Source organism: Streptococcus mitis SK575 (genome assembly GCF_000257865.1).
Lineage (GTDB): Bacteria > Bacillota > Bacilli > Lactobacillales > Streptococcaceae > Streptococcus > Streptococcus mitis_CQ.
Window position 1 is genome coordinate 42,574 of sequence record NZ_AICU01000007.1, and the last position, 11,631, is coordinate 54,204.

Genomic DNA, 11,631 nt, shown 5'->3' on the forward strand with positions numbered 1-11,631 from the left:
CATGGCAAAGATTTTTTTTGACTCCGGATTTGTGATAAAATAGAAGGAGTTGATAAAAGGAGGAACGCATGGAAGAATCAAGAGAATTAAATGCCGTCATCGATGTGATTATGTTAGCTGGAACCATTCTTCTCAAAAGTGGCTCAGAGATTCATCGTGTAGAAGATACCATGATTCGAATCGCGCATTCGCAGGGGATTGTGGATTGCAATGTTCTTGCCATGCCTGCTGCCATCTTTTTTTCCATTGAAAATACCAATATTTCGCGAATGAAACGCGTGACCTCCTCTTCTTATAACATCGAAAAAGTCTGCGATGTCAACCAGATTTCTCGTCAGCTGGTTGGGGGGCAGATTGATTTAGAAACAGCCTTCAAGCAATTGACTGCTTTGCAAGCCCAACCCCTTCCTTATACCAAGTTGCAGGTGACTCTGGCTGCGACCTTTAGTGCTCCTTTCTTTTCGGTTATGTTTAGTGGAAATATCTACGACGCACTCGGGGCAGGAGTGGCTACTTTATTTGGTTTTGCCTTTTCCCTCTATGTGGAAAAGTTTATCCGAATTCCTTTTGTAACAGCATTTGCTGGAGCCTTTGTCTTTGGGATGATAGCTCAGTTTTGGGCGCGCTACACAGGCTTTCCCTCAACGGCAGATTTGATTATAGCTGGTGCGGTCATGCCTTTTGTACCAGGAATTGCCTTGACCAATGCGGTCCGTGATATTATGACTAACCACATAAACTCTGGTATGAGCAAGATGTTTGAATCCCTGCTCATTACCCTTGCTTTAGGGGCGGGAACTTCTGTCGCCTTGGTATTGATGAACTAATATGACACTAACAACCTTTTTATTACAAGCAATAGCAAGTCTTCTTGCTATTATCACTTTTTTAATCGTACTCAATGTGCAACGCTCTATGCTCTTACCTGGAGGGATTTTGGGCATGGCTGTCTGGCTAATCTATCTTTTGCTCAAAGAACCGACCAATGTTATTGTGGCTACTTTTATTGCAGCCATTATCGGTTCTTGTGTCAGCCAGATTTTAAGTATTCTTTATAAGACACCTGCTGTGGTCTTTATCTTGGCCATCTTGGCACCTCTGGTTCCGGGTTATCTCTCCTATCGGACAACTGCCTTTTTTGTGACGGGAGATTACAGTCATGCCATTGCTAGTGCAACCTTGGTTGTTATGTTGGCTTTGGTGATTTCCATTGGAATGGCTAGCGGAACAGTGATTCTTAGACTTTATTCCTATTTAAGAAAGCAGCATAATGGTTAGAATAATAAGCGACTTGATTTGGTGAATCAAGTCTTTTTTCTCTCTTTTACTGCCATTTGTGATAAAATAGTATAGAACGATTTTTTACAATGAATGATAAAACAGAGGTAAATATGACAATCGGTATTGATAAGATTGGTTTTGCGACCAGTCAATATGTCTTGAAATTACAAGACTTAGCAGAAGCGAGGGGAATTGACCCTGAAAAATTAAGCAAAGGACTCTTACTCAAGGAATTGAGTATTGCGCCCCTAACTGAGGATATCGTGACCTTGGCGGCTAGTGCAAGTGACTCTATTTTAACTGAGCAAGAAAGAGCAGAAATTGATATGGTCATTGTGGCTACTGAGTCAGGAATTGACCAAAGTAAAGCTGCGGCCGTCTTTGTGCATGGTTTGCTGGGCATCCAGCCCTTTGCTCGTAGTTTCGAGATTAAAGAAGCCTGCTATGGAGCGACAGCTGCCCTTCATTATGCCAAATTGCATGTGGAAAATTCTCCAGAGTCCAAGGTCTTGGTCATTGCCAGTGATATTGCCAAGTACGGTATTGAAACTCCAGGAGAACCAACTCAGGGTGCTGGCAGTGTGGCCATGTTAATTACACAAAATCCACGCATTATGGCCTTTAATAATGACAATGTGGCTCAGACTCGTGACATCATGGATTTTTGGCGTCCAAATTACTCTACAACGCCTTATGTAAATGGTGTCTATTCTACCCAGCAATACTTGGATAGTTTGAAAACGACTTGGCTTGAATACCAAAAACGCTACCAGCTTACCTTGGATGATTTTGCGGCTGTTTGTTTCCACTTGCCTTACCCTAAATTAGCCTTAAAGGGCTTGAAAAAAATCATGGATAAGAGCCTGCCTCAAGAGAAAAAGGACCTCTTGCAAAAGCATTTTGACCAGTCTATTCTCTACAGTCAAAAGGTGGGGAATATCTACACAGGTTCACTTTTCCTTGGGCTTCTGTCTCTCTTGGAAAATACAGATAGCTTGAAGGCTGGGGATAAAATCGCCCTTTATAGTTACGGAAGTGGGGCCGTGGCCGAGTTCTTTAGTGGTGAATTGGTTGAAGGATATGAAGCCTATCTTGATAAAGACCGCTTGAACAAGCTCAACCAACGAACTGCCTTATCTGTCCCAGACTATGAAAAAGTCTTCTTTGAGGAAGTAGACTTGGATGAAACAAACTCTGCCCAGTTTTCTGGATATGAAAATCAAGACTATGCCTTGGTTGAAATTCTCGACCACCAACGCCGTTATAGCAAGGTTGAAAAATAATGAAGATAAGTTGGAATGGATTTTCTAAAAAATCATACCAAGAGCGCCTCGAGCTGTTAAAAGCTCAGGCGCTCCTTAGTCCTGAGAGACAAGTCAGTTTGGAGCAGGATGAACAGATGAGTGTGACTGTTGCAGACCAGCTGAGTGAGAATGTGGTGGGAACTTTTTCTCTGCCTTATTCGCTGGTTCCGGAGGTACTTGTCAACGGTCAGGAATACACCGTTCCCTATGTGACAGAAGAACCGTCTGTGGTTGCTGCGGCCAGCTATGCCAGTAAAATCATCAAGCGTGCAGGCGGTTTTACTGCTCAAGTCCATCAACGTCAGATGATTGGACAGGTAGCCCTTTATCAAGTTGCTAATCCTGAACAAGCGCAAGAGAAAATTGCCAGCAAGAAGGCGGAGCTCTTAGAACTTGCCAATCAAGCCTATCCTTCTATCGTTAAACGCGGGGGTGGGGCGCGTGATTTGCATGTAAAACAGATCAAAGGAAAAACAGACTTTCTAGTCGTCTATCTTCATGTTGATACCCAGGAAGCCATGGGTGCCAATATGCTCAATACCATGCTGGAAGCCTTGAAACCAGTCTTAGAAGAACTCAGTCAGGGGCAGAGTCTCATGGGAATCCTGTCCAACTACGCGACCGATTCTCTGGTGACTGCAAGCTGTTACATCGCCTTTCGCTACTTGAGCCGCCAAAAGGATCAAGGACGAGAGATTGCGGAGAAAATTGCTTTGGCGAGCCAATTTGCGCAAGCTGATCCTTATCGAGCAGCTACCCACAATAAAGGGATTTTTAATGGTATTGATGCCGTTTTGATTGCTACTGGAAATGACTGGCGTGCCATTGAGGCGGGGGCTCATGCCTTTGCCAGTCGAGATGGACGCTATCAAGGTCTTAGTCAATGGACGTTGGATCTTGAAAGAGAAGAATTGGTTGGTGAGATGACCCTGCCCATGCCTGTAGCGACTAAGGGTGGCTCTATCGGCCTCAACCCTCGCGTAGCCCTCAGTCATGAACTACTGGGAAATCCTTCTGCCAAAGAATTAGCCCAGCTTATCGTTTCTATCGGACTTGCCCAAAACTTTGCTGCCCTAAAAGCCTTGGTGAGTACAGGGATTCAGCAAGGTCACATGAAATTGCAGGCCAAATCCTTGGCACTTCTCGCAGGTGCTAGTGAATCCGAGGTAGCTCCCCTAGTCGAGCGCCTCATCGCAGATAAAACCTTTAACCTAGAGACAGCCCAGCGTTATTTAGAAAATTTAAGATCATAAAAAACTCAGACAGATCGGTCTGAGTTTTCTTGTGCTTTTACTCTTCGAAAATCAAATTCAAACCACGTCAGCTTCGCCTTGCCGTACTCAAGTACAGCCTGTGGCTAGCTTCCTAGTTTGCTCTTTGATTTTCATTGAGTATTAAATACTTTTTCCTGATAAAAGAGTAACTGGTAAAAAGTAACCAGTTGTTGCGACTTCCTTGCCTTCGATTTTTTGCAAGAGAAGGTCAACAGTGAGGCAGGCAATCTCTTCCAAGGGTTGCTTGATAGTAGCCAGTTGAGGGTAGTAATTCTCGATAAAGTAGGTACCATCATAGCCGATAACCTTGAGCTCTTCTGGGACAGAAATGCCCAATTCTTGAGCGATTTTAATGACTAGAATAGCTGTTAAGTCATCCGAAGCAAAGATGGCATCTGGCTTTTGACGGGTCAAGATATTCTTGATTTCCATTTCTTTTCTGACTGGAGAAAAGTCACTGGAAACATTGATAATAGGAGATTTTGGGAGTACAGAAGAAAAACCAGCGTGGCGCAGTCCGGTTGGCGAGTTAGAATTGTCATTCCCTGTAATCATGATGATAGACTGGGCGCCTGTCTTAACCAAGGTCTGGGCAGCAAGGACCCCACCAGCATAGTTGTCAGAGGAAACGACAGGAATGTCTGGCGATAGGTTTCGGTCAAAGGAAATAATCGGTGCTGTCACACGATTGTAGTCTTCGATTCCCAAGTTGTGACTACCCGAAATGATGCCGTCCACCTGATTGGCTTCCAACATTTCGATGTATTCGCGTTCCTTTTCAGAATCGTGCTCACTGTTGCAGATGATGGTCTTATAACCATTTTTGAAGAGTTGGTGTTCCAGCTTATCAATCAATTCTGCATAGAAAACGTTAGAAATATTGGGGAAAATCAGGCCGATTAACTTAGCTGATTTTCCTTGTAGACTGCGAGCTAGGTTGTTGGGTTTATAGCCCAATTCCCGCATGGCTTCATTAACCTTTTGAATGGTTTTTTCAGATAAATACCCTTTTTTATTGATAACCCGAGAAACGGTAGTTGGGCTGACGCCTGCAAGTTTGGCGACATCAGTTAGTTTTGCGACCATAATCTAATTCATAGTAAGTTCCAGTTGGGTTTCCAGATTTGATGAGAATACCATTTTGGTTTGCATGTGGGAAGACACGACCAGAAAATACTTTTTCTCCTTTGTTGATGAAAATTTCAAAGACTGAGTTGTCAATGAAAATTGTAGCAGTAGTGGCCTGGTTATCGATAGGGCAAGAACGAGTCGTTCCAAATTCTTGGGCATACTGTTCACCAGCTTGGCTACGATCCACTGTCACTTGACCATTTACAAGGTCAAAGTTAATTGAAAGTCCCTTGCCTTCTTTGTCAGCAAGTAAGACAATCTCGCTCTGGCTATTGGCTTCTAAGTTGAGTTCGAGTTCGTAAGTGTTCTTGGTTTGAGCACGATTTGAAAACACCTCTTCAGAAGCTCGAAGGTCCTTGATAGCTGCGACTGGGTATTGGTAGAGTTTGCCGTCTTTGATAGTGAGTTCCTTGACCAAAGAGAAGGTTCCTTGGTGGTCAAAACGGTCAGATGGGTAAGAAACATCTGGTAAACCAAGCCAGCTAACTGCTAGAGCACGTCCGTCAGGAGCGTTGAAGGCTTGAGTTGCATAGGCTTCGAAACCATAATCCATGTTTTGAAGTTGAGACACATCTACCATTTTGGCATTTTCAGGGTCAAAGGAAGCCCCAATCTTATACATATTTGGATAGATATTATCGTAGTCTAGAATCTCCTTATTCAATCCTTGTGGACAGTAGAGGAGGACAGGGTGCTCATCTACAAAGACCAGATTTGGGCATTCCATCATGTAGGCAGTACGATCGTTAGCAAAGTCAAGATCGCCAACTGCTTGCCAGTTTGTGTAGTCGTTGTTTACAGCCTTATAAAGACGGACGAAGCCTTTTTTCTCCAAGTCCTGTCCACCGATGATAGCATAGTATTGACCTTTGAAATTAAAAATTTGTGGGTCACGGAAGTGGTCAGTTGAGTCAGTAGGCTGGTCAATCAAGATCTTGTCAATCTTTGTAATTTTGCCATCCTTGTCCATCAAAGCCCCAATCTGGTATGGATGACGAATCCAGTTTTTATCACGGACATTTCCTGTATAAAATAGAAATAAGTTATCGCCAAACTGCATGGCAGAACCAGAGTAGGCACCGTGGCTATCTAATGGAGTATCAGGCAAAACTTTGACACCAGTTTCTGTGAAGTGAACCAAATCATCACTTTCCAACTGCACCCAAGATTTCAAACCGTGGGCTGCACCAAAAGGAAAGTTTTGATAAAAAACAACCCACTTCCCATCAAAGTAGGAAAAGCCATTTGGATCGTTGAGAAGTCCTGTTTTTGGCTCAACATGGTAATGAGTATGCCATGGAGATTGTGCCATATTTTCCTTTATATGTTGAATTTCTTCTTGCGTCCAATCTTGATAAAGTCTGTAACGACGCTCAGTTGTCCATTCCATTCATTCATTCCTCCAAAAATCTTATCACTTATAATAGTAACCGTTTTCGATAAAAAACGCAAGTCTTTTATGTTAAAAAAGAGAAAAAACTGTCAAACGTTAGTCATAAAATAAATGCAGGAAATCAATCAAATTTTCACAAAAATATGAAAGAGAATGAAATAAAACCCTTTTAACCAAGATTTTAAACTTATTTTTTTAAGGAACACCTGATAAAACAGTCAAAATCAATCAATCTAAAGCGAGCAAACTAAGTGGATAGAATATTTTTTCTGCAAAACGCTTGACATATTTCTAAAACATGATAAAATAATAGTCGTAGGGCGAATAAAATCGCTTTCAAACAAGAACAAAATTTTATATAAGGAGATTTTTGCAAATGAACAATCAGGAAATTGCAAAAAAAGTCATCGATGCCTTGGGTGGACGTGAAAATGTCAACAGTGTAGCTCACTGTGCGACTCGTCTTCGTGTCATGGTCAAAGATGAAGGAAAAATCAATAAAGAAGTGATTGAGAACTTGGAAAAAGTTCAAGGTGCTTTCTTTAACTCAGGTCAATACCAAATCATCTTTGGTACTGGTACAGTAAACAAAATGTACGATGAAGTTGTTGCACTTGGTTTACCAACATCATCTAAAGATGACATGAAAGCAGAAGCTGCTAAACAAGGGAACTGGTTCCAACGTGCTATCCGTACTTTCGGTGACGTTTTCGTTCCAATCATCCCAGTTATCGTAGCGACAGGTCTCTTCATGGGTGTGCGTGGTCTTTTCATTGCTCTTGAAATGCCACTTCCAGGAGACTTTGCAACTTACACACAAATCTTGACAGATACAGCCTTCATCATCTTGCCAGGTTTGGTTGTTTGGTCAACCTTCCGTGTATTCGGTGGTAACCCTGCCGTTGGTATCGTTCTTGGTATGATGCTTGTTTCTGGCTCACTTCCAAACGCTTGGGCAGTTGCTCAAGGTGGTGAAGTAACAGCTATGAACTTCTTTGGTTTCATCCCTGTTGTTGGTTTGCAAGGTTCCGTTCTTCCAGCCTTCATCATCGGGGTTGTCGGAGCTAAATTTGAAAAAGCTGTCCGCAAGGTCGTTCCAGATGTCATTGACCTTTTGGTAACACCATTCGTGACACTTTTGGTTATGTCTATCCTTGGACTATTTGTCATCGGACCAGTCTTTCACGTTGTTGAAAACTACATCCTTATCGCGACAAAAGCGATCCTTAGTATGCCATTTGGTCTTGGTGGTTTCTTGATTGGTGGGGTTCACCAATTGATCGTCGTGTCAGGTGTGCACCATATCTTCAACTTGCTTGAAGTTCAATTGCTTGCTGCTGACCATGCTAACCCATTCAACGCTATCATCACTGCTGCTATGACAGCTCAAGGTGCTGCAACTGTTGCGGTTGGTGTTAAAACTAAAAATCCAAAACTAAAAACACTTGCTTTCCCAGCTGCTCTTTCTGCCTTCCTCGGTATTACAGAGCCTGCTATCTTCGGGGTGAACTTGCGCTTCCGTAAACCATTCTTCCTCTCATTGATTGCTGGTGCAATCGGTGGTGGATTGGCTTCTATCCTTGGACTTGCTGGTAATGGTAGTGGTATCACCATCATCCCTGGTACAATGCTTTATGTTGGTAACGGACAACTTGCCCAATACCTTCTTATGGTAGCTGTATCATTTGCACTTGGTTTTGCTCTTACTTACATGTTTGGTTATGAGGATGAAAAAGAAGTTGCTACTGAAGTAGCGACAGAACGTTTGGTCCAAGAAGAAACAACTGGTAACATTCCAGCAGCTCTTCAAAATGAAACACTTGTAACTCCTATCGTTGGTGACGTTGTAGCTCTTGCTGATGTCAATGACCCAGTCTTCTCAAGTGGAGCTATGGGACAAGGTATCGCTGTGAAACCTAGCCAAGGTGTGGTCTATGCACCAGCTGATGCTGAAGTTTCAATCGCCTTTGCAACAGGACACGCCTTTGGTTTGAAAACAACTAATGGTGCTGAAGTCTTGATCCACGTTGGTATCGACACTGTAACAATGAACGGTGAAGGTTTCGAAGCAAAAGTTGCTCAAGGTGATAAGGTTAAAGCAGGCGATGTTCTTGGAACATTTGACTCAAACAAAATCGCTGCAGCTGGTCTTGATGATACAACAATGGTTATCGTTACAAATACAGCTGACTACGCTTCAGTAGCTCCAGTCGCAACAGGTTCAGTTGCTAAGGGTGATGCTGTGATCGAAGTGAAAATCTAATCAATCCTCTCTAATGTGAAAACGAACAAATGACATGTTTGTTCGTTTTTGCTTGAATGGTAAGATTTACAGAGGAAAATCTAAAAAATAGAGAAATTTAGACTTTTGAAATATGCTATAATAAAGAAAATAAAAACAAGAGGTTTATCATGACAAAATTATATGGAAGCTTGGAAGCGGGCGGTACAAAGTTTGTCTGTGCTGTCGGTGATGAAAACTTTAACGTTGTAGAAAAAACACAATTTCCAACAACAACTCCAATCGAAACAATCGATAAAACCATTGAGTTCTTCTCGAAATTCGATAATCTTGCTGGTCTTGCAGTTGGTTCATTTGGTCCGATTGATATTGATAAAAACTCAAAAACTTATGGCTTTATCACAACGACTCCAAAACCAAACTGGGCAAATGTGGACTTGCTTGGTGCCCTTCGTCGCGCCCTCAACGTGCCAATGTACTTCACTACAGACGTAAACAGCTCTGCTTATGGTGAAGTGGTTGCCCGTAATAATGCTGGTGGTCGTATCGAAAACTTGGTTTACTACACAATCGGTACTGGTATCGGTGCAGGTGTCATCCAACGTGGTGAGTTTATCGGCGGTGTGGGTCACCCTGAGATGGGCCATTATTATGTTGCTAGACACCCAATGGATATTGAAAAAGAGTTTAAGGGTGTTTGTCCTTTCCATAAGGGATGTCTGGAAGGCTATGCAGCTGGTCCAAGTTTGGAAGCTCGTACAGGTGTACGTGGGGAAAATATTGAACTCAACAACCCTGTTTGGGATGTTCAAGCCTACTATATCGCTCAAGCTGCGGTTAATGCGACAGTGACTTTCCGCCCAGACGTGATTGTCTTTGGTGGAGGGGTCATGGCTCAACAACACATGCTGGACCGTGTCCGTGAGAAATTTACATCTCTTCTTAATGGCTACCTACCAGTACCAGATGTGCGTGATTACATCGTGACGCCAGCAGTCGCAGGGAATGGTTCTGCCACACTTGGGAACTTTGTCCTTGCAAAAGAAGTTTCAAAATAAAGCACAAAATCCGCTTGGGAAACCAAACGGATTTTTTACATGTCAAAGCATTTGCCAGAAAAAGTCAATAATATAGGTCAGACCGTAGGTATAAACCACGAGGGTAAAGGGCTTGGTCAGAACGATGATAATCATATAGCGCTTGAAACTCATCTTGGTCAGGGCAGCCAGCATACAGAGAAAATCAGCTGGGCTAATGGGCCAAATCATCATAAAGATAAAGAAACGGTCAAAGCGATTGCCCTTATCTAGCCAACCGATATACTTGTCATAGGTGCGCTTGCTGACGACAGACTGGACAAAGGCAGCTCCGTAGAGGCGCACCAGATAAAAGATAATGGCACAGCCAATCACGATACCGATATAGTTGTAGATAGTCCCGATGATGTGACCGTAGATAAAGACACCAGCCACCGAGGTCAAGGCTCCTGGAATGATAGGAACGACCGTCTGTAAAATTTGTAAAAAGATAAAGAGAGGTGGCCCCCAGATGCCTGCCTGTTGGATGAAGGCAGAGAGGGTTTCCTTAGACTGTAAAACCCCAGCCTGATAAGCCCAAATACAGAAAATCAAACTCCCAATCCCACCGACAATCGATGAGATGTTGATAACTTGCTGTAAAAGGGGAGAAACAGCTTTCATTTGTTTATCCTGTGACATGTAAACTCCTCATAGATAGTATAACTCTACTATACCATATTTTGGAGGAGAAAGGGGGAATGAGTGTTTTTGAAGAGGAATAGAAAGTAAATAGGTCTACTTCCTAAAGTTTACATGTGATCTGAGTTTAGAATAATCGTCATTCAATAAATTTACAAATATTCTGTTGCTGACGGTGGTGGTCAATGCTCTAGAGGAATATTACCAAGTGGAAAGTAAGGCGAATGCTCACAAGTCTGCCAAGGAAGTTGGCAAGACCAGACAACTCCGTATCGAACTTTCAACCAGCTATGACCTCTTTATGCGTGATACCGCAGCCAGTGCAGAAGCCTATCCTGAAAAGGAACACCTGACTTAACTCCTCAAGGAACTCAATACAATCCGAGACAGTAAGCGCCGTCTCATCACTAGTGGCAAGAAAGATAAGAAGCCCAAACCAGCAGAACCAGCCCAAACAGCAGGATAAAGACAACCCCTTAGAAGCGGATTTCTAAGGGGATTTTTGTGGTTTCGTGGTATAATATAAGAAAATAGTAGATGAGATGAAATTTTTTTAATATGTACATTCAAATGTAATTTAAACTTGGTTGATTAAAGAATGGGGAGGGTCATGGAAGAAAATATTATTAAATCGAAAGAGAGAGTACAAAAACATGGGGAGGTTTTTACCCCTTCATGGATGGTCCAAAAGATGCTAGATACTCCTGGTATAAGGGAAAAAACAGCAGATATTTATGCGACTTTTCTGGAACCTTCAGCAGGAGATGGGAATTTTTTAGAAGCAATACTTCAAAGAAAACTCTCTGCTGTTACTAGGAATTATGACAAGAAAAATTGGAAAACAAAATCTTTGTTTGCTTTATCATCAATTTATGGAATTGAATATCTTGAAGATAATCTTGAAGTTGCTAGAGCAAGAATGTTTTTGCATTATCTTGATTGGTTTGAGGAAGCATTTGGAGAAAGGTTGAGTAGCAGAAATGATTTATATAAATCAGCTCGTTACTTAATTACTAAAAATATTGTTAGAGGGAATACATTGACAAAAAGACATCCTGATACAGATGAGCCTATCATGTTTAATGAGTGGAAACGAATAAAGGGTTATCCTAGTTTGGTTGAAAAAATTCCTTTTACATTTGCTGAATTATTTGGTGAAGATATAGTTGATAATGGAAAAATGATTGAAGGACAACTAAGCTTATTTGAACTCACGGAAGAAAACATGCAAAATAAAGAAGTCCGTCAAGTAAGGATTAAAAAAGTTTATACCTTGGGAGAATAGAAT

At 42.1% G+C, this 11,631-nt stretch carries 10 protein-coding genes and 1 pseudogene; 8 read left to right on the forward strand and 3 right to left on the reverse strand.

Translation table 11 applies throughout. The features are described 5' to 3' along the window. Window positions 1-68 precede the first annotated feature (68 nt). The 4 genes from HMPREF1048_RS03235 (at window position 69) to HMPREF1048_RS03250 (ending at window position 3,838) form a co-directional block, all read left to right on the forward strand. Window positions 69-827: a threonine/serine exporter family protein gene (locus tag HMPREF1048_RS03235; protein ID WP_000392947.1), complete on the forward strand. Its 759-nt coding sequence runs from the start codon at window positions 69-71 to the stop codon at window positions 825-827. A 1-nt stretch (window position 828) separates the two neighbouring features. Beyond that, window positions 829-1,278, forward strand: coding sequence for a threonine/serine exporter family protein (locus HMPREF1048_RS03240; protein WP_004248247.1), 450 nt, complete (start codon window positions 829-831; stop codon window positions 1,276-1,278). Window positions 1,279-1,391: 113 nt separating this feature from the next. Beyond that, complete coding sequence (locus HMPREF1048_RS03245; protein WP_000151948.1) at window positions 1,392-2,564, forward strand: hydroxymethylglutaryl-CoA synthase; 1,173 nt, start codon at window positions 1,392-1,394, stop codon at window positions 2,562-2,564. After that, window positions 2,564-3,838: a hydroxymethylglutaryl-CoA reductase, degradative gene (locus HMPREF1048_RS03250; protein ID WP_000704401.1), complete on the forward strand. Its 1,275-nt coding sequence runs from the start codon at window positions 2,564-2,566 to the stop codon at window positions 3,836-3,838. Before HMPREF1048_RS03245 ends, HMPREF1048_RS03250 begins: the two co-directional genes overlap by 1 nt. A gap of 141 nt (window positions 3,839-3,979) precedes the next feature. Here the strand turns inward: HMPREF1048_RS03250 and HMPREF1048_RS03255 are convergent, their stop codons facing one another. Together HMPREF1048_RS03255 and HMPREF1048_RS03260 are read right to left on the reverse strand one after the other, a co-directional pair. Next, complete coding sequence (locus HMPREF1048_RS03255; protein ID WP_000226013.1) at window positions 3,980-4,945, reverse strand: LacI family DNA-binding transcriptional regulator; 966 nt, start codon at window positions 4,943-4,945, stop codon at window positions 3,980-3,982. Next, window positions 4,926-6,380 (reverse strand): sucrose-6-phosphate hydrolase, encoded by a 1,455-nt coding sequence (locus tag HMPREF1048_RS03260; RefSeq protein ID WP_000455321.1) that lies wholly within the window; start codon window positions 6,378-6,380, stop codon window positions 4,926-4,928. The genes HMPREF1048_RS03255 and HMPREF1048_RS03260 overlap by 20 nt, the downstream gene beginning before the upstream one ends. Before the next feature lie 379 nt (window positions 6,381-6,759). Here HMPREF1048_RS03260 and HMPREF1048_RS03265 point away from each other — a divergent pair, with 379 nt between their 5' ends. Together HMPREF1048_RS03265 and scrK are read left to right on the forward strand one after the other, a co-directional pair. After that, window positions 6,760-8,646 (forward strand): sucrose-specific PTS transporter subunit IIBC, encoded by a 1,887-nt coding sequence (locus HMPREF1048_RS03265; protein ID WP_001064569.1) that lies wholly within the window; start codon window positions 6,760-6,762, stop codon window positions 8,644-8,646. Between the two features lie 149 nt (window positions 8,647-8,795). Next, window positions 8,796-9,683, forward strand: a complete 888-nt coding sequence (gene scrK, locus HMPREF1048_RS03270; RefSeq protein ID WP_000164310.1) for a fructokinase ScrK — start codon at window positions 8,796-8,798, stop codon at window positions 9,681-9,683. A gap of 42 nt (window positions 9,684-9,725) precedes the next feature. Here the strand turns inward: scrK and HMPREF1048_RS03275 are convergent, their stop codons facing one another. Beyond that, complete coding sequence (locus HMPREF1048_RS03275) at window positions 9,726-10,343, reverse strand: TVP38/TMEM64 family protein (protein ID WP_000076165.1); 618 nt, start codon at window positions 10,341-10,343, stop codon at window positions 9,726-9,728. Between the two features lie 166 nt (window positions 10,344-10,509). Here HMPREF1048_RS03275 and HMPREF1048_RS03280 point away from each other — a divergent pair. Beyond that, window positions 10,510-10,809 (forward strand): annotated as a pseudogene (locus tag HMPREF1048_RS03280) (DUF6261 family protein); the annotation flags it as partial. Window positions 10,810-10,953: 144 nt separating this feature from the next. After that, window positions 10,954-11,628, forward strand: coding sequence for a DNA methyltransferase family protein (locus HMPREF1048_RS03285; RefSeq protein ID WP_000392120.1), 675 nt, complete (start codon window positions 10,954-10,956; stop codon window positions 11,626-11,628). Window positions 11,629-11,631 lie beyond the last annotated feature (3 nt).

Bases quoted from the DNA above. Each gene is read 5' to 3' on its own strand.
- HMPREF1048_RS03260 (WP_000455321.1), bottom strand. From the start codon at position 6,380: ATGGAATGGACAACTGAGCGTCGTTACAGACTTTATCAAGATTGGACG.
- HMPREF1048_RS03285 (WP_000392120.1), top strand. From the start codon at position 10,954: ATGGAAGAAAATATTATTAAATCGAAAGAGAGAGTACAAAAACATGGG.
- HMPREF1048_RS03250 (WP_000704401.1), top strand. From the start codon at position 2,564: ATGAAGATAAGTTGGAATGGATTTTCTAAAAAATCATACCAAGAGCGC.
- HMPREF1048_RS03240 (WP_004248247.1), top strand. From the start codon at position 829: ATGACACTAACAACCTTTTTATTACAAGCAATAGCAAGTCTTCTTGCT.
- HMPREF1048_RS03255 (WP_000226013.1), bottom strand. From the start codon at position 4,945: ATGGTCGCAAAACTAACTGATGTCGCCAAACTTGCAGGCGTCAGCCCA.
- HMPREF1048_RS03265 (WP_001064569.1), top strand. From the start codon at position 6,760: ATGAACAATCAGGAAATTGCAAAAAAAGTCATCGATGCCTTGGGTGGA.
- HMPREF1048_RS03245 (WP_000151948.1), top strand. From the start codon at position 1,392: ATGACAATCGGTATTGATAAGATTGGTTTTGCGACCAGTCAATATGTC.
- HMPREF1048_RS03275 (WP_000076165.1), bottom strand. From the start codon at position 10,343: ATGTCACAGGATAAACAAATGAAAGCTGTTTCTCCCCTTTTACAGCAA.
- scrK (WP_000164310.1), top strand. From the start codon at position 8,796: ATGACAAAATTATATGGAAGCTTGGAAGCGGGCGGTACAAAGTTTGTC.
- HMPREF1048_RS03235 (WP_000392947.1), top strand. From the start codon at position 69: ATGGAAGAATCAAGAGAATTAAATGCCGTCATCGATGTGATTATGTTA.